Genomic DNA, 22789 nt, shown 5'->3' with positions numbered 1-22789 from the left:
GTCAGGCGGATCGGCTGATGCGCTGGGTATCAGGTTTGAGTTGTTCGGCAAGGGGATAGAGCGTGTCTTCCTCCCGGTCGATCCGGTTGCGCAGGGCACTGAGCACGCGATCCGTATCCCCGCAGAAACTGGCCCATTCGCGGGTGATGCGATCATCGCTCCAGCTTGTCATATAGAGGGAGAAGCGTTCCGCCAGCGTCCCTGTTTCCAGTTGCAATGTGGTGGTGGCGGCCCGGACGTCGGCATCGATGGCCTGAAGCAGGGCGGGATAGAGGATGCGATCCTCAAGGGCCAGATGGGTCATCAACAGGCGCGCAAGTTGCCAGCGTATGGCGCCCACGCCTTCGGGACGATCCTGTCTGGCGGTCAGATCGGCGAGCCGTTCGGCCGTTCGCCCGATTTCCGCATGTTGCCGTCGCAGTTCGCCAATGTCCATCGCCTGGCTCTCCGTCCCCCGGAGTGGTGATGATGGCGCGCTTGGCTTAAGAAAGTCTTTATAGCAAAGGGCCGACGGGCCGGCATAGTGTCGGCCCGTCGCTCTATCAGGCCGGTTGGTCGGCGCGGCTGGCGCCTTCGCCGTCCAGGTTCTGGGCAGCGAAGTCCCAGTTGATCGCTTCCTTCAGCAGCTTTTCGGCATAGGCCGGGCGCAGGTTGCGATAGTCGATATAATAAGCATGTTCCCACACATCGAGGATCAGCAGCGGGGCGTGGCCTTCATGCGCGACGGGGGTGTCCGCGTCATGATAGCTGGTCACTTCCAGCTTGCCGTCCTTCAGGATCAGCGCGGCCCAGCCGCTGGCGAAGTGGCCGACGGCCTCTGCCTTGAGCTTTTCGATCAGCGCGTCCACCGAACCGAAGGCTTCCTCGATCTTGGCGAGCAGTTCGCCGGTCGGGGCGGTCTTCACCGGCGACAGCGAGTTCCAGTAGAAGGTGTGGTTCCAGATCTGGCCGACCTGGTTGAACAGGCCGCCCTTGGACGACTTGATCAGTTCCACCAGCGACTTGCCCTGAAGGCTTTCGTCGGCGGCGACCAGTTCATTGGCCTTCACGACATAGGCATTGTGATGCTTGCCATGGTGGAAATCGAAGGTTTCGACCGACAGGATGTCGCCAAAGGCGTCCTTGGCGTAGGGAAGATCGGGCAGAACAAAGGCCATGGCGGAACTCCTCGGGTTCGTTATGGGGCGGCCGTGCGCAAGACTGGCGCGGCCGGTTGATTCTATGGTCCATGCGGGGCGTGGACGCCTCCGTCGCTTCCCATATGCGCACCCAACGCCCAAGAAAACAGATATGTGCCTATTGCGAAACGATCGCAGAAAATCGTATCAAAAGCTGACCTGAAGTGAGTTATGACGGGGTCGCTTGACAGCGTCTACTGGCTCGAACAGGATCGGGTCATGCAGCATGGCGCAGCCTTTCCGCGCTTCCGTCATCACGGGGGCCAACTTCTCGCGGGCAATTCGCCCCGGACCTGACAGGCGCTCTGCCGGCAGGGTCCGGGGCAGCTTCGTTGACGTCAGAAGGCCCGCATTATGGGCCATGCCTCTCTATCAGGAAGCCTTTCCATGACCCTGCATCACAAGTGGGCGGCAGTTCCGCCCATCCATCTCGTCGAATCAGAAGCCGATATAATTTCCGATCTGGCCTGGGCGGCGCGCGATCGCTTTCCCGACATATGCCAGTTGCTGCTGGAAGAGGTTGGCCGCGCCAGCCTGTACGCGCCGGGGAAATTGCCGGATGATGTCGTCACCATTGGATCGGACGTCACCTATCGCGATACCAAGGACGGCGTCGCGCGGCGCGTGCGGCTGGTCTATCCCAGCCATGCGGACGTTGCGCTGGGCCATATTTCCATTTTTACCCCGATCGGCGCTGCATTGATCGGGATGCGGGTGGGGGCGTCGATTCTCTGGCCTGATCGCAACGGGCATTTGCGTGACATCATCATCGATGCGGTCGTGCAGGCCCCCGCGACCTGACCATTTCTAACCCTGCGGCGGGGTGGTTTCGCCCACCTCGTCGCTGTCCAGGCCATCGTCCAGCGTCAGGCCATGGCGCATGAGCATCGGGATATTGGCGCCGGCGAAGATCACCGACACGATCGTGACGCCCCAGACCTTGACCGCCAGCCAGGTGTCGAAACTCATCGACCGGCGCATCGCTTCATTGGCGATTGCCATGCCGACGAAGAAGAGCGCCCAGTTGCGTGACAATTTCATCCAGCCTTCATGGGTCAGGCCATCATAGGCCGCCTGAAGCAGATATTGGAGCAGAGGCTTGCCACGCAGCAGCCCGGCGAACAGCATCAGCGCGAAGAAGGCGTAGATGATGGTCGGCTTGATCTGGATGAAGCTCTGATCATGGAAATAGATGGTCAGGCCGCCGAAGAAGAGAATCAGCAGCGCCGACAGCCAGAGCATGGGGGATACGCGACCCAGCTTCACCTTCGATATGATGACCGCGATCACGATCGCCGCCATGAAGGCGGCGGTGCCGAAGGTCATGGCGGTGATCGGGTTGCCCGATCCCCAGATCCAGCCTGCACCCTTGTAGGTCAGGAAGAAGACCAGCAGCGGCCCGAAATCGAGCGCGAGCGACAGGGTGCCGTTATGGGCGGGTTTCTTATTGCTATCAGCGGGCATAGGCCGTCCCCGCAATGGCGCGGGCCATGTCGCCCGGATCGAAGGGGCGCAGATCCTCGATCTTTTCACCCACGCCGATGGCATGGATGGGCAGGCGGAACTTCTCGGCCGCTGCGACCAGCACGCCACCGCGCGCAGTGCCATCGAGCTTGGTCATGACGAGGCCCGTGACCTGCGCGGTTTCCTTGAAGACTTCGATCTGGTTCAACGCATTCTGTCCCGTGGTGGCATCCAGAACCAGCACAACGTCATGCGGGGCGGCCGGGTTCAATCGGCCCAGCACACGGCGCACCTTGGCCAGTTCGTCCATCAGTTCGGTCTTGTTCTGGAGCCGCCCCGCAGTGTCGACGATCAGCACGTCGATGCCGGTTTCGGTCGCCTGCTTGACCGCGTCGAACACGATGCCAGCCGCGTCGCCGCCTTCCTTGCCTGCGACGATGGGGATGCCGAGCCGTTCGGCCCAGACCTTGAGCTGGCCGATCGCCGCCGCGCGGAACGTGTCGCCCGCGGCCAGCATCACGCCATAATCCTGTTCCAGGAAATTATTGGCCAGCTTGGCGATGGTGGTGGTCTTGCCCGAACCGTTGACGCCGATCACCAGGATGACCTGCGGGCGCGGGAAGGCTTCGATCTCCAGGGGGCGGGCGACGGGGGCGAGAGTCTTCTCGATTTCCTCCGCGATGATCTCGCGCAGATAGTCCTCGGTCAGTTCCTTGTTGAAGCGTCCCTCGGCCAGACGATCGCGCACGCGCGCGGCCATGGCGGGGCCAAGGTCGGACATGATCAGCGCTTCCTCGATCTCGTCGAGGGTCTGTGCGTCGAGCGCGGCCTTGGTGAAAAGGCCGGTGAGATTGTCGCCGAGCCTGTCGGACGTGCGCTTCAGTCCGCCGAAGAGGCGGTCGCGCCAGCTGGTGCCGGTATTATCAGTCATTGCGGAGCCTCTTGCGCGATAAGGGCGCCATTCTCAAGCGCCGTGATGGTGGCGCGGACGATGGAGGAGGGGGCTTGCGCCGATGCGAAGCGCACCGGGGCGAAATTTTCGGCGTGGCCGGTCATGCCGCTGCGTTCGACCAGCACGGATTGGCTGGTGCCGATTAGACTGCGCAGCCAGTCGTCGCGACGGGTGGCGCAGGCATCGCGCAGGCGGGCTGCGCGGGCCTTGATCATGGCGCGGTCGACCTGCGGCATGCGAGCTGCGGGGGTGCCGGTGCGCGGCGAGTAAGGAAAGATATGGCCGTGGACGATGTCGCATTCGTCGACCAGCCGCAGGCTGTTGTCGAACATGGCGTCGTCTTCGGTCGGGAAGCCGGCGATCATGTCGGCGCCGATGCTGATATTCGGGCGGGCTTCCTTCACGCGCTGCACGATGGCAATGGCGTCGGCGCGGCCGTGGCGGCGCTTCATGCGCTTGAGGATCATGTCGTCGCCCGCCTGCAAGGACAAATGGAGGTGCGGCATCATGCGCGGTTCGTGGGCGACCAGGTCGAACAGGCGCTCGTCTATCTCCACGCTGTCGATGGAGGACAGGCGCAGGCGGGGGAGGTCGGGCACGCCCTTCAATATGCGTTCGATCAGCAGGCCGAGTGAGGGGCTGCCGGGAAGGTCGGGGCCGTAGCTGGTGACGTCCACGCCAGTCAGTACGATTTCGCTATAGCCCGCATCGACCAGCTGCCTGGCCTTGTCGATAACTGCGCCAGCGGGGACGGAGCGGCTGTTCCCCCGGCCATAGGGGATGATGCAGAAGGTGCAGCGATGGTCGCAGCCATTCTGAACTTCGAGGAAGGCGCGGGCATGGTCGGCGAAGGCGGACGCCATATGCGGCGCGGTGTCACGCACGGCCATGATGTCGGAGACGCGCACCTTCTCCGCCACGGGGGCGAAAGCGCTCGCCTCCATCTTTTCCCGGTTGCCGATCACGCCGTCGACTTCGGCCATGGCGGCGAAGGTCTGGGGTTCGGTCTGGGCGGCGCAGCCGGTGACGAGGATGCGGGCGTCGGGGCGCTCCCGTTTGGCGCGGCGGATCGCCTGCCGGGTCTGGCGGACCGCTTCGGCGGTCACGGCGCAGCTGTTGACGACGATCAGGTCGTCTTGCCCTGCCGCCATGTCGCGGATCGCCTCGCTTTCCGCGATGTTGAGGCGACAGCCCATGGTGATGATGTCAGGACCGGCCATGGCGGTCAGAAACGCGACCAGTCGGCCTCGCCATCGAAGACATGGGTGGCGGGGCCGGTCATCTGGATCGTGCCGCCCGGCGCCCATGCGATGACGAGGTCGCCGCCGGGCAGGCTGACGGTGACGGGGCCGGTCATCAGCTTGCGCCGGATGGCGGCGACGGCGGTGGCGCAGGCGCCGGTGCCGCAGGCACGGGTGAGGCCCGCGCCGCGTTCCCACACGACGAGGCGGATATGATCGTCGCCCACGACCTGCGCGAAGTTCACGTTCACGCGCTGCGGGAAGAGCGGGTCGTTCTCGATCAGCGGGCCGAGGCGATCGAAATCAACGGCGTCCAGATCGTCCACGAAGAAAATGACATGCGGGTTGCCGACATTGACGGCGGCGGGCGCGGGCAGGTCTTCCCAACTGGCGCCCATGGTCAGCGTGTCCATGGGGTATGCGAGCGGGATCGCGTCCCAGTCGAAACGGGGCGCGCCCATGTCGACGCTGGCGCCGCCATCGACCGATTTGGCGTCGAGCAGGCCGGCCTTTGTGCGGATCAGTACGTCGCGGCCGACGAACAGGGGGACGCAGCGGGTCGCGTTGCCGCAGGCTTCCACTTCGCTGCCATCGGCGTTGAAAATCTGCATCGACACATCGGCGTCGTCGCTCTGCCCGATCAGGATCAACTGGTCGCAGCCGATCCCGGCATGGCGATCGGCAATGGCGCGGGCGCGCGCCTCCGTCATGTCGATCGCGCTTTCGCGCGCGTCGATCACCACGAAGTCGTTGCCCAGGCCATGCATCTTCGAAAAACGTCCCATGGGCGGCCATGTAGTGGGGGTGGAGGGAAAAGGCGAGTCTGACCTATTTTGCCGCTGTTCGGAAAACGGCAGCCCAGCTTCTCAAGGCCGTAACCGGCTTTCCATTCTCGTCCAGCGCGGGATCGGCAACAAGCCCCTTAGCCTGAGCGCAGGCAACCGCCTCGAATTTTGCGGAGGCGGGGTCGGGCGTGGAGGGTATGCACTCGATGATGTTTCCGCTCTCGTCGGTTTGCGCGACGATCCTGATGATCTTCTGTTTCATGCCGTCCGGCAAATGGGCGACATCCAGCGCAATATCGACGGGTGTGATAATTTGCAGGGGTGCTGGCCCTTGCTTCGAGCGATAGTCGAGGGCGCGCTGAAACGTAACGCCCATATTATAGGCCATATATGCCGGCTCTCCGCGCATATTACGTGCCGGTTCGAACTTCGCCTTGCTCATCAGTGTCCTGCACAGGATCATGCCCATTTTGCTGGAATCGGTCGAATGCTTGACCTCGCATCGAATGGGCTTGCCTTGCGGTGAAACCATAATCGACGCATTAATCACGCCGCCATTGGCGAGTATTTTTGCCTCGCGCGGATAATCATCCCAAGTCAGCCAGTGGACAGGATCGATAGGCGTTGCAGCGATCATTCCGGCCGCGATGACCAAGCCCGATGAAACGCCCACTTCTATTCCCCCTACGCGACAGTCGCCCGTCTCTGCCCATAGAGGAAGTACACGCCCAACCCAATCGCATTCCAGATGGCGCAGGCGATGATGGTCTTCATCGGCAGGCTGAGGAAGAGATAGGCGCAGCCGGCGACCGCGCCGATGCCCACGATCCATGCCGCAGGGGTGCGGAAGGGGCGTTTGAGGTCCGGTGCACGCTTGCGCAGGACGAGGAGGCACAGGCCCACGGCGGTGAAGGCGATCAGCGTGCCGGCATTGGCCAGCGCGGCGATTTCATCGATCGGCAGGACGCCGGCGATGATCGATACGAGCACTGCCGTGACCAGCGTGATGCGGGCGGGGGTGCCGCGCTTCGAAATGCGGGCCAGCGATTGCGGCAGGAAGCCGTCGCGCGCCATGACGAGGAAGATGCGGCTCTGGCCGTAGAGGAAACCGAGCAGCACGGTCGGCAGGGCGATCACGGCGGCGATGGCGACGATGCGGGCGATGCCGCCCTGACCCATTTCACGCAGGATCAGCGCCAGCGGCTCCGGGCTGTCGGCGAAGCGGGTGAAGGGCAGGGCGCCGATCGCGGCGGCGGCGACGAGGACGTAAATGATCGTGCAGACGATCAGCGATCCGACGATGCCGATGGCAAGGTCGCGATCCGGGTTCTTGGCTTCCTCCGCAGCCGTTGAGATGGCGTCGAAGCCGTAGAAGGCGAAGAAGATGATCGCGGCGGCGGCCATCACGCCGCGCTCCACGCCGTCCGGCCCCATATGTTTGGCAAAGCCGAAGGGCATGAAGGGTTCGAGATTCTGCGCGTCGAAGGCGGGCAGGGCATAGGCGACGAACAGGCTGAGCGTCACGATCTTGATAAGGACGAGGATGGTGTTGAGGCGGGCGCTTTCGCGCGTGCCGAACATCAGCAGGCCCGCGACCACCGCGATGATGAAGATGGCGGGCAGGTTAATCGCGCCGCCCAGTTCAGGCCCCTTGGTCAGCCATTCGGGGAAGCCCAGCGGCGTCAGCAGCGGCGCGGCATAGCCCGACCAGCCGACCGCCACGGTCGATACGACCAGACTATATTCCAGGATCAGCGACCAGCCCACGATCCAGGCGATGCCTTCACCCAGCACGACATAGGAGTAGCTATAGGCGCTGCCTGCCGCCGGCATCATGGTCGAGAGTTCGGCATAGGCCAGCGCGGCGCAGGCGCAGATCGCGCCGGCTATGGCGAAGGAGAGCAGCACCGCCGGGCCAGCCCGGTCGGCGCCGACGCCGATCAGGGTCAGGATGCCGGTGCCCACGATCGCGCCGACGCCCAGCGCCAGCAGGTGCGGCCATGACAGGGTGCGCGCCATCTGATGGCCCGCGTCCTTCGGCGTCATCGCCTCCATCGGCTTACGGCGTGTCCAACTCATGATTGTAGGCTCCCCTCTGTCTTCGCCTTAGCTTCGCATATTTCCCGCAAAAAGCGAAATAAAGTTACACTGCGTTGATCCTATCGGAAAGTGTCAGGTGATCGCTGGTCTGCGCCTTCCGGGTTCGGAACGGGATAGCCTAATGTTGAATCGTCATTGCGAGCGAAGCGAAGCAATCCACTGATGCGCCCATGGATTGCTTCGCTTCGCTCGCAATGACGGCGCGGGTTACCCCAGCCTCTGCTCACTCTAGCAGAGAGGGGTGATGTAGGAGAGGGAGGCGCATTATGGGCGTTCATGCGCCCGCTTGCACTTCCTGCCTCTTTCCCGTAAAGGCGCGCCTGCAATCGGTCGGTTTCCGTCCGGTACCCTGACGACTCCAGGATGCCCAAGAGGGGCATCGGATGGACGCTGGCCGGCGAGGTTTCGCCCGCCGGCGATTTTGTCGTTTGATGGGTAGGCAAGATTTTGCGGGCCTTTTGGCCCAAATGAGGTGGTGATGTTCGATTCGCTAAGCGATCGTCTCGGTGGGGTATTCGACAAGCTGCGTGGGCGCGGTGCGCTTACGGAGGACGATGTCCGCGCCGCGATGCGCGAGGTGCGAATCGCACTTCTCGAAGCCGACGTGGCGCTGCCCGTCGTCCGCCAGTTCGTCGATCAGGCCACCGAAAAGGCCGTGGGCAGCGATGTGCTGCGGTCGGTCACGCCGGGGCAGATGGTCGTCAAGATCGTCTCCGACACGCTGACCGAGACGCTGGGTTCGGATACGTCCGATCTGATGATCGACGTGACCCCGCCTGCCGTCATCATGATGGTCGGCCTTCAGGGTTCGGGCAAGACCACTTCCACCGCCAAGATCGCCAAGCGCCTGAAGGAGCGGGATCGCAAGAAGGTGCTGATGGCGTCACTCGACGTCCAGCGCCCGGCCGCGCAGGAGCAGCTTGCCGTTCTCGGCACGCAGACCGATGTCGCGACCCTGCCGATCATCGCGGGTCAGCAGCCGGTCGACATCGCCAAGCGCGCGTTGCAGGCGGCGAAGCTTCAGGGCTTCGACGTGGTGATGCTCGACACCGCCGGTCGTCTGCATGTCGATCAGGCGCTGATGGACGAGATGAAGGCGGTCGCCGATGTGGCGAACCCGGCGGAAATCCTGCTGGTGGTCGACTCGCTGACCGGTCAGGACGCTGTGAATGTGGCGACCAGCTTCACGAGCCAGGTGCCGCTGACCGGCGTCGTGCTGACCCGTATGGACGGCGATGCGCGTGGTGGTGCGGCGCTGTCGATGCGCGCCGTCACGGGCCGTCCGATCAAATTTGCGGGCACTGGCGAAAAGCTGGAGGCGCTGGAGCCTTTCCATCCGCAGCGGGTTGCGCAGCGCATATTGGGCATGGGCGACGTCGTGTCGCTGGTCGAACGCGCCGCCGAGACGATCGACGCGGAAGAAGCCGACAAGCTGGCCAAGAAGATGGCCAAGGGTCAGTTCGACATGAACGACCTGCGTAGCCAGCTGAACCAGATGCGCCGCATGGGCGGTCTCGGCGCGCTGGCGGGCATGCTGCCGGGCCTGAAGAAGGCGCAGGCGGCGATGGCCAATAGCGGCGCGAACGACAAGACGCTGATCCATCTGGACGCGATGATCGGTTCGATGACGCCCAAGGAGCGGGAGAAGCCCGCTTTGATCAACGCCAAGCGCAAGATCCGTATCGCCAAGGGCGCCGGCCGCACCGTGCAGGACGTCAACCGTCTCCTGAAAATGCATCAGGAAATGGAAACGGCGATGAAGAAGATCCGCAAGATGGGCGGCCTGAAAGGGCTGGCCAAGATGTTCACCGGTGGCGGTGGCATGGGCGGTCTGGGTGGCCTTGGCGGTCCCGATGGTGGCGCGGGCGGTCCGCCCGACCTGTCGGGGCTGGGCGGCCTTGGCGGATTGGGCGGCAATATGCCCAAGCTGCCGCCCGGCTTTCAGAATTTCATGAAGAAGTGAAGTAACCCGTCATCCCAGCGAAAGCTGGGGCTTCGCTTCCCCCAAAGGGAGGAGAGGCGCCAGCTATCGCTGGGATGACGACCCCAAACAAAGCAGTTAGTTAGAAAGGTCTATTTCCATGGCAACCTCCATCCGTCTGTCGCGCGGCGGCTCCAAGAAGCGCCCCTATTACCGCATCGTCGTGGCCGACAGCCGCGCGCCGCGTGACGGCAAGTTCATCGAGCGCATCGGCAGCTACAACCCCGTCCTGCCCAAGGGTGACGAGAAGCGCGTCGTTCTGGACACCGAGCGTGCGAAGCACTGGGTCGAAGCCGGCGCGCAGCCGACCGACCGCGTTGCCCGTTTCCTGGACGCCGCCGGCGTGAAGGAGCGCAAGGCGCGCAACAACCCGAACAAGGCTGAGCCGGGCCAGAAGGCCAAGGATCGCGCTGAAGACCGCGCCGCCAAGGCTGCCGAAGCTGCTGAAGCGGCCGAAGCCGCCAAGGCTGCTGCTGCCGAGGCCGCCGCTGCCCCGGCCGCTGAAGAAGCGCCTGCTGAAGAATCGGCCGAGGGCTGATCATCTTGACCGACAAGCCCGTCACTCTGGCCGTCATCATCGGCGCGCATGGCGTGGCGGGCGAAGTCCGTCTGAAGCTCTTTGGCGAAGGGGTGGAAAGCCTCAAAAGCTACAAGGGCTTCGATGTGGCGGGGCGCATGCTGACGTTGAAGTCGCTGCGCCCCGGCTCCAATGGCGCGGTTGCCCGTTTCGCCGAGATTGGCGACCGGAGCGCGGCCGAGGCCATGCGCGGCACGGAATTGACCGTGCCCCGTTCCGCTCTTCCTGAACTGGGCGAGGGCGAATATTATCATGCCGACCTGATCGGCCTGCCCTGCACCTCCAGCACCGGCGAAGCGCTGGGCGAAATCGTCGCGGTCGAGAATTTCGGCGCGGGCGACATTATCGAGGTTCAGAGGCCCTCCATGGGCGACAAGCCCGGCAAGCGCTTCATGGCGCCGATGCATGTCGTGACACTGAGCGAGGACGGGGCCGTGATTGACGCGGCGTTCGCGGAATAGTATATACACTCCGTATATACGGAGTCTGCGCCATGGGCGAAGAATATAAAGCCAAGGTCTTCAAGTCGGGCAACAGCCTGGCTTTGCGCCTGCCCAAGGCTCTGGGCCTTGAGGAAGGCGCCGAAATGGTCGTGCGCGAAGAGCATGGCAAATTCACGTTCGAGCCCGTGGATGCGCCGCCACGCCTGATCGACCTGACCGGCATTGCCGGGTCTATGCCCTGGCTCAAGGAAATTCCCCGGGAGGATCGGGAGTTCGAGGAGCGGGAACTCGATTGGGAAGGGAAGCTGCTACGGCGTGACTGAGCCGCTCTTCCTGCTCGATTCCAACATTCTGATCTATGTCCTTCAGGGCAGCGATTGCGTGGCGTCACGTCGCATCCAGAGTTGCCCGGTCGGCACGGTGGTGACGTCCGCCATCGTCTATGGCGAAGTCATGCGTGGCATTGTGGCGCACGAACCACAGCGGGCGCATCAGGTCGAACAATTTTTTGAACTGATCGCCGTGCTGCCATATGATGCGACGGCCGCAGCGGCCTATGCCCGATTGCCATTCCGGCGGGGGCGGCTGGACCGGCTGATCGCCGCCCATGCTTTGTCCGCCGGCCTGACACTCGTCACCAACAATGAAGCCGACTTTGCCGATGTGGCAGGGTTGCGCATTGAGAATTGGACGGTCGCATGAAAAGCTGGCTCGCTGCATTGTTCCTGTTCTGCCTGCCGGGTCAGGCGATCGCGCAGGCCGATGAGAAGAAGATCGCTGCCGCGCTGCCCGACATCGACAAGCTGTTTGCCGATTATCAGGTCGACAGTCATGCGCCGGGGCTGGTCTATGGCATCGTTGCCAATGGTCGCCTGATCCACGCAAAGGGTTTTGGCGTGCAGGATCTGGCGAAGAAGCGGCCGGTGACGGCTGACAGCCTGTTCCGCATCGCTTCCATGACCAAGGCGTTCACGGCGCTGTCGATCCTGAAGCTGCGCGATGAAGGCAAATTGTCGCTCGACGATCTGGCGGAAACCTATGTGCCGGAAATGCGGGGATGGACCTATCCCACCAAGGATAGTCCGCATATTCGCATCCGTGACTTGCTGACCCACAGTGCGGGCTTTGTCGACGATAATCCCTGGGGCGACCGGCAGACGCCTTTGCCGCAGGCCGATTTCACGAAGATGCTGGCCGCTGGCGTACCGTTCAGCACCGCGCCGGGCAGCCGCTATGAATATAGCAATTTCGGTTATGCGCTGCTGGGGCGGATCATCGCCAATGTCAGTGGCATGCCCTATCGCCATTATGTGGAGCGCACTTTGCTGACGCCGCTGGGCATGACGTCTAGCGGGTATGCGGTCGGCGAATGGCCGATGGAGCGCCGCGCGCTGGGCTATCGCTGGGAAGAGGGGCGGTGGACGCCCGAACCGGACATGGCCGATGGCGCCTTCGGGGCGATGGGGGGGCTACAGACCAGCGCCAATGATTATGCGCGCTGGGTCGCCTTCCTGCTGTCGGCCTGGCCGGCGCGCGACGATGCCGATGGCGGGCCGGTGTCGCGGTCAGCGGTGCGGATGCTGGCGGAGGGGAGCAATTTCCTGACCGTGGCGGCGCGCAATGGCAAGAGCGGGGCGACGGCGTGCAAGCAGGCGGCGGCCTATGGCTTTGCGATGCGGATCGCGCAGGATTGCGACCTGGGCCTGACGCTGGCGCATGGCGGGGGTTATCCGGGCTATGGCAGCCATGTGATGCTGATGCCCGACTATGGCGTGGGCATCTTCGTCTTCACCAACCGGACCTATAATGGTGGTGCGGGGCCTGTCTGGGATGCCGCCGTGGCGTTGAAGCAGGCCGGGGCGCTGATCGCCCGGACCGTGCCGGTCACGCCGTTGCTGGCCGATGGCTATGCGGCGGCCGGGCGTATCTATGCGGCGGGCACGGTCGGCGTGGCGCGCGATCATCTGGCGATGAACTTCCTGATGGACGGCGATGTGGACAGCTGGGCGAAGAAACTGGCGACGCTGAAGGGGGAGGTTGGTGCGTGCAAGACTGACGCGCCCGTCACGGCGACGGGCAATCTGTCCGGCAGCTTCACCTGGTCGTGCGAGAAAGGGAGGGTGGCTGGCACCATCCTGCTGGCGCCCACCACGACGGCGCAGATTCAGGAATTCAAGATCGCGATCAAGGCGCCCTGATCTGGACGCTGCGCTTCGCATACATGATCTTTGATTTCCGCGATTTCTGATCGTCAGATGTTCCATCTGACTGGAAATCGCTCTAAGCGCCGGGCATGCCTATCATTCCGCAAATCGTCCTTGGCGCCTATCTGCTGTTCCTTGTCGCGGCGGGGTGGCGGCTGTGGACCGTGGCATGGTCCGTGCGGATCAAGGCCGTGACCGCGCTGGCGCTGGTCCTGCCCATGCCTTTGCTGTTCATCCTGCCGGCGATGCAGCATCGGGGCGATCCATGGTCCGATCTGCTGCTGCAACTGGGGCTGACGCTGCTGGTTTGCGGCATCATCTGCGTGGCGGGTGGCTTTTCGGCGGCGCGACTGCGGGCGCGGCGGCGCAAATGAGCTTCACGGCGCAAATCCTGACCCTTTATCCGGAAATGTTTCCCGGGCCGTTGGGCGTGTCGCTGGCCGGTCGGGCGCTGGCCGACGGCAAATGGACCTGCGACCCGATCCATATTCGGGACTTCGCGGCCGACCGACATCGCACCGTGGACGATACGCCCGCGGGCGGCGGCGCGGGCATGGTGCTGCGCGCGGACATATTGGCGCAGGCGGTCGACCATGGGCTGGACAAGCGACCAGATCTGCCGGTGCTGGCGATGACGCCGCGCGGCAAGCCGATCACGCAGGCGCGCGTGCGCGAACTGGCAATGGGGCCGGGTGCGACGATATTGTGCGGCCGGTTCGAGGGGTTTGACGAGCGAATCTTCGACGCCCGCCCGATCGAGCAGGTCAGCATGGGCGACATCATATTGTCGGGCGGGGAAATGGCGGCTTTGCTGCTGCTGGATGCTTGTGTTCGCCTGCTTCCCGGTGTAATGGGCGCGGCTTCCAGCGGAGTCGAGGAGTCCTTTGAAACGGGGCTGCTCGAATATCCGCATTATACCCGCCCGGTGGAATGGGAGGGTCGTACGATCCCGCAAGTGTTGCGATCGGGGGATCATGCGAAGATCGCCGCCTGGCGGAAACAACAGGCGGAGGCAGATACACGGCTAAGGCGGCCGGACCTTTGGGAACGTCATATCGGCGTTCGGGACCGTTCGCCCTCTGGTGCGCAGCAAAAGACCAAGGACTGACGTTACATGAACATCATCCAGCAGATCGAGGCGGAAAGCATTGCCGCCCTCGCCAAGGATATCCCCGATTTCCGTCCCGGTGACACCCTGCGCGTCGGCGTGAAGGTCATCGAAGGCGAGCGTAGCCGCGTTCAGAACTATGAAGGCGTGTGCATTGCCCGTTCGAACAAGGGCATGGGCTCCAACTTCACCGTGCGCAAGATTTCGTTCGGCGAAGGCGTGGAGCGTGTGTTCCCGCTCTATTCGCCCAACCTCGATTCGATCACTGTCGTCCGTCGTGGCGTCGTGCGTCGTGCCAAGCTCTACTATCTGCGCGGCCGCACCGGCAAGCGCGCCCGTATTGCCGAGCGCCGCGACAACCGCGAGGGCTGATAGCCCAAACGGGCTTGACAGTTGTAAAAAAGAAACAGGCGGTACCCCCAGGGGGTGCCGCCTTTTTCTTTGTGTTACAAGGATTTGACAAATTCGGACGGGTGTCCGGGCTTCGCAGTCGCAAGAGATTTTGCGGCACTGCAAAAAAGGGCCATTTCGCCCTTGGTGGATTTATGTCAGCCTTCCGTTTCCAGATGTTACTGAACATGTCTGAACGACTGATTTCCATGATCAGGCGAAGGGGATCATGCATGTTCGGAAGATATGGATGCTGAAGAACGATAAAATCTTGGGAGAGGCCTCGATCTAATAAAAATATTAGGGGGCTGATAATGCAGTATAAGGGTCTTGTTTCTCGCGCAGCACTTGTCATCGCGATGACGTATTCTATTCCTGCTTTTGCACAGGACAGTGCACCGCAGGCGGATGAAGGCGCAGCCATCATCGTTACTGGTACCCGCGCAACGGGCGTTACGGCCGCCGAAAGCGCCGCACCTATCAAGGTTCTCGACAGCGCGACGCTGGAAAAAGTGGGCCAGCCCAACCTCAATCAGGTACTGACGCAGCTCGTGCCGTCCTTCACGGCCGAAGCCTTTGGCGGCGATACCGCCAACCTGACCTTGTCGGCGCGTCTGCGCGGCCTCAGCCCCAACCATGCGCTGGTTCTGGTCAACGGCAAGCGCCGCCATGGCACGTCCAACCTGCACGTCCTGAGCGGCCCCTATCAGGGCGGCGCCGCGCCCGATCTCGACATGATCCCGCCCAGCGCAATCGCGCGCATCGAAGTGCTGGAGGACGGCGCGGCCGCCCAATATGGTTCCGATGCGATCGCCGGCGTGATCAACATCATCCTGAAGGATGAGAAGGGCTCGATCTCCGGCAATCTGACCGGCGGGCAATATTATAAGGGCGATGGTACGACCTTTGGCGGCAGCGTGACCTTCGCGCCGGACATGGGGCCGGACACCTATCTCAACTTCACCATGTTCCATCGCTATCATGGCTTCTCGCAGCGCGGTGGCGTGGATTCGCGCATCTATAATGAAGATGGCAGCCTGCGCGACGATCTGGGTGAAGCGCATGAAGCAATGGCGGCGATCGGCCTGCCCAACGCGCCCTATACCAACCGCATCGTCGGCGATTCGCGTTCGACGCTCAGCACCGTCATGTACAATGCAGGGCATGATTTCGGCGGCGTCGAAATCTATGCTTTCGGCAGCTATGGCCGTCGCGAAGCGAGCGCCTACGAAAATTACCGCCAGCCGTGGCGCGTCAGCCGGTCGACCGTGCTGGGTGAAGCGGGCGAAGATATTCTGATCAGCGACACTGGCTTCAACCCGCGCGAAGCGATCAAGGAAGATGATTTCTCCAACACCGGCGGGATCAAGGGCGAAAGCGGCGGCTTCCGTTGGGATATCAGCACCACCTATGGCCAGGATTATTCCAAGCTTTACACGCTGGATTCGGCCAACCGCACCCTGTTCATCAACACCGGCTACACCCCGTCCAACTTCTATGACGGTTTCCTGAAGGCGACCGAGTGGACCAACAATATCGACATCGCCAAGGAGGTTGAGGTCGGTCTGGCGTCGCCGGTGAACGTCGCGTTCGGTGGTGAATATCGCGAGAACAGCTTCCAGATCGGCCAGGGCGACTTTGCGTCGACCTATTTCGAAGGCGGCCAGTCCTATCCGGGCTTCCTGGCCACCGACGCTGGCAAGCATAAGCGCGACAACAAGGCGGCCTATCTGGATATCGCGCTCAACCCGGTCGAGATGTGGAAGGTGGATGGCGCCGTCCGCTATGAAAATTATAGCGATTTCGGCACCAAATGGACGTGGAAGGTGACCAGCCGCGTCGACCTGTCCGAACAATTCGCCGTTCGTGGCACCGTCAGCACCGGTTTCCGGGCGCCTTCGCTGCTCGAATCCTATTACAGCTCCACCAATGTCGGCCCGACCAGCGCCTATGTGCAACTCCCGCCCAACTCGGATGCGGCCAAGCTGCTGGGCTATGACGATCTGAAGCCGGAAACGTCGAAGAATCTCAGCCTGGGTCTGGTGCTGCGCCCGATCCCCAAGCTGAACATCACGCTCGACGCCTATCAGGTGAAGATGAAGAACCGCATCGTCGGCACCGGATCGATCCAGGGCCTGTCGAGCGGCACCGTCGTCGACCAGTCCGTGCTGGATGCCATCGCTGCCCATGGCAATGTGCTGGACCCCTATGTTCTGGAAGTCGGCGATGCGGGCGTCAGCCTGTTCACCAACGGCGCCGACACCCGGACGCGCGGCGTGGACCTGACCGCCAGCTATCCGACGCCCGTGGGCGGGGGCAGCATCCTGTGGTCGCTGTCGGCCAACTATAATGAGACGAAGATCACCAAGCTGCGGATTGCGGAAAGCCTGTATGCGGCCGATGCGCGCAGCGTGTTGGAAGACGCCTCGCCCAAATATAAGGTTATTGCCGGCGCGCTGTTCAACCTGGGTGGTTTCAGCGTCAACCTGCGTGAAACCTTCTATGGCAAGTCGTCGCAGGTCGTGATCTATGGCGACACGACCCCGACGGTGAAGGTCGGCGCCGCGGCGATCACCGATCTGGACATCAGCTATGAACTGACGAAGGGCCTGACGCTGACGGTGGGCGCCAACAACCTGCTGAACAAGAAGACCGATACGGTGCCGAACGACGCGGATGGACTGCCGATCGACGGTGGTGCGGTGCTGAATGCGCCTGTCACCTTCTCGCCCTACGGCATCAATGGCGGGTACTGGTATAGCCGCATCGGCTTCAAATTCTGATACGGATGTAGTGAACGAAGGCCGGTTCCTTGCCAGGGGCCGGCCTTTGCTGTTTTAGCGGCATGATCATGTTGACCCACCGCCTTGCCACTTTGACCGACGAACCGGCCCTGTCCGCTGTCATGACGCTCGCCATCGACCGGCTGCAATCCACCTATCTGACGCCCGATCAGGTGAAGGCCAGCCATGCCTTCATGGGGCTGGACAGTCGCCTGATCGTGGACGGCACCTATTTCCTGATTCAGGATGGCGATGCGATCGCTGGCTGTGGCGGCTGGAGCCGGCGGGCCACGGCCTATGGCGGCAATCACAGCGCGGGGCGGGACGACCGGCTGATTGATCCGGCGAGCGAGCCGGCGCGGGTGCGGGCGATGTATACCCATCCCGATCATGTCCGGAAGGGCGTGGGCACGCTGATCCTGTCGCTCTGCGAAGCGGCGGCGAAGGCGGAAGGTTTTGCCGCGCTGGAATTGTCTGGCACGATGGCGGGCGTGCCGCTTTATCGCAGCTTCGGCTTTGATGGGGTGCGCGAATTTGAGGATCAGGGCGTGCCGATGCTGCTGATGCGCAAGATCATCGGATAGCGCCGCAGGCTAACAGAAATCTTGGCGTCCTCTGCGCCTCTGCGCGCAAATCTGGTTCGCGCAGAGGCGCAGAGGACGCCGAGAAGAAAGGGCTTCAAGCTTTGCGGCTGGTCCACCACAGGCCGGCGAGACTGATAAGCGCCGCTGCCGACATATAGAGGCCGACCAAGCCCACGCCCTGCGCGCCGATCAGCCAGGTGGCGACGATCGGGGCCAGTGCGCCACCCACGATCCCGCCCAGATTGAAGGCGAAGGACGCACCGGTATAGCGCAGCTGGATCGGGAAGAGCGCGGGCAGATAGGCGCCGAGCGGGCCATAGATGAAGCCCATGACGAACAAAGCGAGGCCGAGCGCGATGAAGATCGGCAGCAGCGCCGCCGTGCCGATCAGCGGGCCGAAGACGAGACCCATCAGCACGGTGCCGGCGCAGCCCCATGCCAGCGCATTGGTGGGCGTGGTGCGATCCGACCACCAGCCGGCCAGCACGATACTGAGCGCCATGAACAGGATCGCGCCAAGCTGGATGGCGAGGAAGATTTCGCGGTCGATCTTGAGCGCGGTGGTGCCATAGCCCAGCGCAAAGGCGGTCGCGATATAATAGACGGCGAAACAGGCGGCGCAGGCGAAGGTCCCCGCGATCGCTGCGCCCAGATGCGAGGACAGGAGCGTCGCCAGCGGCACGGCGGGGGGCGGCGTTTCCTTCTGTGCGGCGGCGAATTCGGGCGTTTCGGCGAGTTTCAGGCGGACCCACAGGCCCAGGATTACCAGCACCGCGCTGCCGATGAAGGGCAGGCGCCAGCCCCATTCGAAAAAGGCTTCGTCGGTCAGGAAGGCGCCCAGGATCAGAAACAGGCCATTGGCGGCGATGAAGCCGACCGGGGCGCCAAGTTGCGGGAACATGCCGAAGCGGGCGCGCCAGCCGGGCGGGGCATTTTCCACCGCCAGCAGCGCTGCGCCGCCCCATTCGCCGCCAAGGCCAAAGCCCTGACCGAAACGCAGCAGGCACAATATGGCCGGCGCCCAATAGCCGATCATCTGATAGGTGGGCAGAAAGCCGATCAGCAGCGTGCAGCCGCCCATCAGCATCAGCGAGGCGACCAGCGTCGCCTTCCGCCCGATACGGTCGCCATAATGGCCGAACACTGCCGCTCCGACGGGACGCGCGAAGAAGGCGAGGGCGAGGCTGCCATAGGAGGCCATCAACTGCGCCGTGGGGGAGGAGGCGGGGAAGAAGAGGAAGGGGAAGATCAGGCTGGCGGCGGTGGCATAGATATAGAAGTCGTAAAATTCGACTGCCGTGCCGATCAGGCTGGCTGCGAGCACGCGCTTGTGCCGCCACATTTCGCCGACGCCGTTAGTTTGTGTCACTTCAGTCTCACCCCCGAAATTCGTCATGCCAGCGCAGGCTGGCATCTCTCTTCTTCCGACCGCGCCAGAAGAAAAGGGAGATCCCAGCTTTCGCTGGGGTGACGGTGTTTATGCTCGTCGCTTCTGATTCAGCAGTTCATAGGCCATGACCGCCGTCGCCACGGCGGCGTTCAGGCTGTCCGCCTTGCCCAGCATCGGCATCTTCACCAGCTGGTCGCATTCGGCCTCGTAGGATTCGGGCAGGCCCTGCGCTTCATTGCCGACCAGCAGGAAGCTGGGGCTGGCGTAGCGCGGTTCCTGATAATCCTGTGTCGCTTTCAGGCTGGTGCCGATCAGTTCGCCCGGCCCTTCGCGCAGCCAGTGCATGAATTCGCCCCAGCGCGCCTGCGTGATTGACTGGGTGAAGAGCGCGCCCATGGAGGCGCGCACCGATTCGACCGAGAAGGGGTCGACGCAATCGTCGATCAGGATGAGGCCGCCCGCACCCACGGCATCGCCGGTGCGCAGGATCGTGCCCAGATTGCCGGGATCGCGCAGCGATTGCGCGACGATCCAGATATTGGCGGTGCTGCGGTCCAGCTTCGCCAGCGGGGTCAGCCGGTCGCGATAGACTCCGACCACGGCCTGCGCATTATCCTTGCCGCTGATCTTGCTCAGGATGTCGGGCGTGGTTTCGATCACGTCGCCGCCATCCGCCTCGATCGCGTCGATCAGGTCCAGCGCCAGCGGGTGGGTGGACCCGGCGTGGAACAGCATTTCGGGCAGCACGCCCTCTTCGCGCGCTTCGGTGAGGATGCGCAGCCCCTCGGCCAGAAACAGCCCTTCGGCCTTGCGATATTTCTTTTCCCGCAGCGATCGGACGCGCTTCACCAGCGGGTTGGAAAATCCGGTGATTTCGCGTGCCACTATGTCTGCTGGTCCCAAAGAGCGGAGGAAGCGGCCTCTCTACCGGGCGAATCGGGAAAAGGACAGGGGAAAGCCGTTGAGGATCGTTCGGCGATGGATTTGGATCATAAATTTTGCAAAGACACGGATATGGACACTCCACCGCCCCCGCTGAACGTCTCGCCCAAGATCGAGGATGGCTTCTTCCTTGGCGTCGTGCTGGTCGTGTCGATCGCCTTCGCCATGGTGATCGAGCCGTTTTTTGCGGCCGTGCTGTGGGGGGTGATCGCGGCGATCGTGTTCGCGCCGCTCAACCGGCAGATATTGCTGGCGATGCCAAAGCACCGGAACGGCGCGGCGCTGATCACCCTGTTCCTGATATTGGCGGTGGTCATCGTTCCTGCCTTTGTGCTGGGGGGCGCGCTGTTGCAGGAAGCGGCCTATTTCTATGGCAAGATTCAATCGGGGGAGATCAACTTCGTCCGACTGTTTTCCGAAACGGTCGCCAGCATGCCGGACTGGCTGCGTCCTTATTTGCGGCGGCTGGGGCTGGGTAATTTCTATGCGGCGCAGGAACTGGTGACGAAGGGTGTGACCAGCAGTTTCCGTACGCTGGCGGCGCAAGCTTTCCAGATCGGGCAGAGCGCCTTCAGCTTCATGGTGGGGCTGGGCGTGATGCTCTACCTCACCTATTTCCTGCTGCGCGATGGCGAGGCGCTGTCGCAGCGGATCGCCGCCGCCGCGCCGTTGCGGCCGGGCCAGCGGCAGGCGCTGATCGAGCAATTCGTCATCGTCATCCGCGCGACGATAAAGGGCAGCATTGTCGTGGCCATCGTGCAGGGGCTGATCGGCGGTCTGGTCTTCTGGGGGCTGGGCATTCAGGGCGCCTTGCTGTGGGGCGTGCTGATGGGCGCTTTCTCCCTGCTGCCGGCGGTGGGGACGGGTCTGATCTGGGTGCCGGTCGCCATCTATCTGTTTGCGACCGGCGCGATCTGGAAAGCGATCATATTGGTGGCGTGCGGCGTGCTGGTGATCGGCATGGTCGACAATGTGCTGCGCCCGATACTGGTCGGCCGCGACACGCGCATTCCCGATTATGTGGTGCTGATCTCCACGCTGGGCGGGATCGAACTGTTCGGGTTCAACGGCATCATCATTGGCCCGGTGATCGCGGCTTTGTTCATTGCGACCTGGAATATCTTCACCAAGATGCGGAGCCCCGATGGGGAGGCTGTCACAGGCGCGCCAGATCTTCCGGCCGGTTGATATTGGGCAGGATCAGTCCGGGGATGTCGACCTCGCGGGCGTGAATGCGGTCCAGCCAGCCATAGATGGATCGGTTATTTTCTTCATTCAGATGCGCGTCCAGTTCGAACGCCAGAGTTGCAGGCCACCAGCCGAGCAGTTGCTGGTTCTTCAGAATTGTGGGTCGATCGCCGATCAGGGCTGCGGGCAGCGTGTCGGGATAAAGCGGCATGTCGCAACCAGTGGTCAGCACGCCGACAAAGCCATGGCTGAGTGCATGGTGCAGCGCTGCATTGAGGCCGCCCAATGGCCCCATGTCGGGATGCGGCCGGTCCGCAAGGCCATCCGCCCGGCCGCAGATCACCAGTTCGGCGACATGGGGGGCGAGGCTGGCGCTGGCATGATCGATCAGTGTCTTGCCGTTCAGCAGGGCCATCGCCTTATCGCTGCCGAAGCGGCTGGAGCGTCCGCCGGCCAGCACTGCGCCCAATATCGGTCCGTTGCGCATCTGCGCCTCCCGTCATAGCTCTCCTCTATCAAGGAGGGCAGGCTGTGATTATAGCAGCTTTATGCAGACACGGCTTGTCGAATATTTTCTGGCGCTGGAGCGTGAAGGCCATTTCGCGCGGGCTGCGGCGCATTGCAACGTGTCGCAACCGACCCTGTCGGCAGGCATCGCCACGCTGGAGGCGCAACTGGGCAAGCGACTGATCCGGCGCGATCGCAAATATGCCGGGCTGACAGCGGAGGGGGAGGCGATCCTGCCCTGGGCGCGGCAACTGGTGGCGGCGGCAGAAGCGCTGGGGCAGGCGGCGGAAACGGCGCGGGGGCCGTTGAAGGGCGAGCTCCGGCTGGGCGCGATTCCGGCCGCGATGCCGGCGATCGGCTGTCTGGCCGAAGCGATGCTGGCGCGGTATCCGGGGCTGAATATCTCGGTACGGGCGCTGACATCGCGGCAGATCGAGCGGGAACTGGCGGCGTTCGAACTGGATGCGGGGCTGACCTATCTGGATTTCGAGCCGCCTGCCCATGCGCTGTCGGTGCCGCTCTATGTCGAGCGGACGATGCTGGTAAGTGCGGTGGGGGGCGTGGCGGTGCCCGATATGATCGACTGGGCCGATCTGGCGCGACTGCCGCTGTGCCTGCTGCATCAGGGGATGCAGAATCGCCGGATATTGGATGCGCGGCTGGCGGAACGGGGGCTGGCGCTGCGGCCGCTGGTGACAGCGGATAGCTATGTCGCGCTGCTGGGGCTGGTGCAGCAGGGGCGGCTCTGTTCGATCATACCCGATAGCCATGCGACCTTGCTCAACGGGCTGAACTGGGCGCGGACGCACGCCATGCCGGATGCGGACGAGGGCAGCCGGGTGGGCGTGATCGTGTCGGACAGTGCGCCGATGGGGCCGCTGGCGCAGGCGGTGCTGGCCGTGGCGCGATCCCTGCGCCTGCCGCCGGGCTTCCGGAGTTTCTGATAGAATTTTCCTATCAGCCATTGCGGGC

General features: G+C 63.2%; 25 protein-coding genes. 14 read left to right on the top strand and 11 right to left on the bottom strand.

What is annotated here, in order from left to right:
* Position 1 precedes the first annotated feature (1 nt).
* Together BMY84_RS11720 and BMY84_RS11715 are read right to left on the bottom strand one after the other, a co-directional pair.
* Positions 2-436, bottom strand: coding sequence for a hemerythrin domain-containing protein (locus tag BMY84_RS11720; protein ID WP_093084005.1), 435 nt, complete (start codon positions 434-436; stop codon positions 2-4).
* Positions 437-542: 106 nt separating this feature from the next.
* On the bottom strand, positions 543-1157 hold the full coding sequence (locus BMY84_RS11715) for a superoxide dismutase (protein ID WP_093084004.1): 615 nt from the start codon (positions 1155-1157) through the stop codon (positions 543-545).
* A gap of 408 nt (positions 1158-1565) precedes the next feature.
* Here BMY84_RS11715 and rnk point away from each other — a divergent pair, with 408 nt between their 5' ends.
* Entirely contained in the window at positions 1566-1979 is a 414-nt protein-coding gene (gene rnk, locus BMY84_RS11710; RefSeq protein WP_093084002.1) for a nucleoside diphosphate kinase regulator, read from the top strand.
* Positions 1980-1985: 6 nt separating this feature from the next.
* Here rnk and ispZ read toward each other — a convergent pair whose 3' ends face one another.
* The 6 genes from ispZ to BMY84_RS11680 are packed head-to-tail and all read right to left on the bottom strand — an operon-like array spanning position 1986 to position 7699.
* Positions 1986-2642: a septation protein IspZ gene (gene ispZ, locus BMY84_RS11705; protein WP_093084001.1), complete on the bottom strand. Its 657-nt coding sequence runs from the start codon at positions 2640-2642 to the stop codon at positions 1986-1988.
* Complete coding sequence (gene ftsY, locus BMY84_RS11700) at positions 2632-3573, bottom strand: signal recognition particle-docking protein FtsY (protein WP_093083999.1); 942 nt, start codon at positions 3571-3573, stop codon at positions 2632-2634. The genes ispZ and ftsY overlap by 11 nt, the downstream gene beginning before the upstream one ends.
* Positions 3570-4814 carry a tRNA (N(6)-L-threonylcarbamoyladenosine(37)-C(2))-methylthiotransferase MtaB gene (gene mtaB / locus BMY84_RS11695; protein WP_093083997.1) on the bottom strand — a complete coding sequence of 415 codons (1245 nt, stop codon included), beginning with the start codon at positions 4812-4814 and terminating at the stop codon, positions 3570-3572. The genes ftsY and mtaB overlap by 4 nt, the downstream gene beginning before the upstream one ends.
* Before the next feature lie 5 nt (positions 4815-4819).
* Positions 4820-5620: a diaminopimelate epimerase gene (gene dapF, locus BMY84_RS11690; RefSeq protein WP_093083996.1), complete on the bottom strand. Its 801-nt coding sequence runs from the start codon at positions 5618-5620 to the stop codon at positions 4820-4822.
* A gap of 43 nt (positions 5621-5663) precedes the next feature.
* A complete protein-coding gene (locus tag BMY84_RS11685; RefSeq protein WP_143075029.1) occupies positions 5664-6275 on the bottom strand; it encodes an energy transducer TonB in 612 nt (203 codons plus the stop codon).
* 29 nt (positions 6276-6304) lie between these two features.
* Complete coding sequence (locus BMY84_RS11680) at positions 6305-7699, bottom strand: amino acid permease (RefSeq protein WP_093083993.1); 1395 nt, start codon at positions 7697-7699, stop codon at positions 6305-6307.
* Positions 7700-8198: 499 nt separating this feature from the next.
* Here BMY84_RS11680 and ffh point away from each other — a divergent pair, with 499 nt between their 5' ends.
* The 11 genes from ffh (at position 8199) to BMY84_RS11625 (ending at position 17790) form a co-directional block, all read left to right on the top strand.
* On the top strand, positions 8199-9683 hold the full coding sequence (ffh, locus tag BMY84_RS11675) for a signal recognition particle protein (protein WP_177203992.1): 1485 nt from the start codon (positions 8199-8201) through the stop codon (positions 9681-9683).
* Positions 9684-9801: 118 nt separating this feature from the next.
* Complete coding sequence (gene rpsP / locus BMY84_RS11670; protein WP_093083991.1) at positions 9802-10239, top strand: 30S ribosomal protein S16; 438 nt, start codon at positions 9802-9804, stop codon at positions 10237-10239.
* Positions 10240-10244: 5 nt separating this feature from the next.
* Entirely contained in the window at positions 10245-10739 is a 495-nt protein-coding gene (rimM, locus tag BMY84_RS11665) for a ribosome maturation factor RimM (RefSeq protein ID WP_093083990.1), read from the top strand.
* Positions 10740-10771: 32 nt separating this feature from the next.
* Positions 10772-11044: an AbrB/MazE/SpoVT family DNA-binding domain-containing protein gene (locus tag BMY84_RS11660; protein WP_093083988.1), complete on the top strand. Its 273-nt coding sequence runs from the start codon at positions 10772-10774 to the stop codon at positions 11042-11044.
* The gene (locus BMY84_RS11655) at positions 11037-11423 is read left to right on the top strand and encodes a type II toxin-antitoxin system VapC family toxin (protein WP_093083986.1); all 387 of its coding nucleotides are present in this window, start codon (positions 11037-11039) and stop codon (positions 11421-11423) included. The genes BMY84_RS11660 and BMY84_RS11655 overlap by 8 nt, the downstream gene beginning before the upstream one ends.
* The gene (locus tag BMY84_RS11650) at positions 11420-12919 is read left to right on the top strand and encodes a serine hydrolase domain-containing protein (protein ID WP_093083985.1); all 1500 of its coding nucleotides are present in this window, start codon (positions 11420-11422) and stop codon (positions 12917-12919) included. The genes BMY84_RS11655 and BMY84_RS11650 overlap by 4 nt, the downstream gene beginning before the upstream one ends.
* 95 nt (positions 12920-13014) lie before the next feature.
* Positions 13015-13299 (top strand): hypothetical protein, encoded by a 285-nt coding sequence (locus tag BMY84_RS11645; protein WP_093083983.1) that lies wholly within the window; start codon positions 13015-13017, stop codon positions 13297-13299.
* Entirely contained in the window at positions 13296-14033 is a 738-nt protein-coding gene (gene trmD / locus BMY84_RS11640; protein ID WP_093083981.1) for a tRNA (guanosine(37)-N1)-methyltransferase TrmD, read from the top strand. Before BMY84_RS11645 ends, trmD begins: the two co-directional genes overlap by 4 nt.
* A gap of 6 nt (positions 14034-14039) precedes the next feature.
* Entirely contained in the window at positions 14040-14405 is a 366-nt protein-coding gene (rplS, locus tag BMY84_RS11635) for a 50S ribosomal protein L19 (RefSeq protein WP_093013731.1), read from the top strand.
* 377 nt (positions 14406-14782) lie between these two features.
* A complete protein-coding gene (locus tag BMY84_RS11630; RefSeq protein WP_256215220.1) occupies positions 14783-17206 on the top strand; it encodes a TonB-dependent receptor plug domain-containing protein in 2424 nt (807 codons plus the stop codon).
* Positions 17207-17271: 65 nt separating this feature from the next.
* Complete coding sequence (locus tag BMY84_RS11625; RefSeq protein WP_093084085.1) at positions 17272-17790, top strand: GNAT family N-acetyltransferase; 519 nt, start codon at positions 17272-17274, stop codon at positions 17788-17790.
* Positions 17791-17884: 94 nt separating this feature from the next.
* Here the strand turns inward: BMY84_RS11625 and BMY84_RS11620 are convergent, their stop codons facing one another.
* Together BMY84_RS11620 and BMY84_RS11615 are read right to left on the bottom strand one after the other, a co-directional pair.
* Positions 17885-19204, bottom strand: a complete 1320-nt coding sequence (locus tag BMY84_RS11620) for an MFS transporter (RefSeq protein ID WP_177203990.1) — start codon at positions 19202-19204, stop codon at positions 17885-17887.
* 63 nt (positions 19205-19267) lie between these two features.
* On the bottom strand, positions 19268-20065 hold the full coding sequence (locus BMY84_RS11615) for a TrmH family RNA methyltransferase (RefSeq protein ID WP_093083976.1): 798 nt from the start codon (positions 20063-20065) through the stop codon (positions 19268-19270).
* A 129-nt stretch (positions 20066-20194) separates the two neighbouring features.
* Here BMY84_RS11615 and BMY84_RS11610 point away from each other — a divergent pair, with 129 nt between their 5' ends.
* Positions 20195-21310: an AI-2E family transporter gene (locus tag BMY84_RS11610; protein ID WP_093084084.1), complete on the top strand. Its 1116-nt coding sequence runs from the start codon at positions 20195-20197 to the stop codon at positions 21308-21310.
* Here the strand turns inward: BMY84_RS11610 and BMY84_RS11605 are convergent.
* Positions 21279-21797, bottom strand: a complete 519-nt coding sequence (locus tag BMY84_RS11605) for a molybdenum cofactor guanylyltransferase (RefSeq protein WP_093083975.1) — start codon at positions 21795-21797, stop codon at positions 21279-21281. The genes BMY84_RS11610 and BMY84_RS11605 overlap by 32 nt on opposite strands.
* Before the next feature lie 61 nt (positions 21798-21858).
* Between BMY84_RS11605 and BMY84_RS11600 the strand changes: the two genes are divergently transcribed.
* Positions 21859-22761 carry a LysR family transcriptional regulator gene (locus BMY84_RS11600; RefSeq protein ID WP_093083973.1) on the top strand — a complete coding sequence of 301 codons (903 nt, stop codon included), beginning with the start codon at positions 21859-21861 and terminating at the stop codon, positions 22759-22761.
* Positions 22762-22789: the final 28 nt, after the last annotated feature.

This window comes from Sphingobium sp. AP50 (assembly GCF_900109095.1).
Taxonomy (GTDB): Bacteria; Pseudomonadota; Alphaproteobacteria; order Sphingomonadales; family Sphingomonadaceae; genus Sphingobium.
Note: the sequence above shows the minus strand (reverse complement) of the source record. Positions and strands in the feature narration are given on the sequence as shown.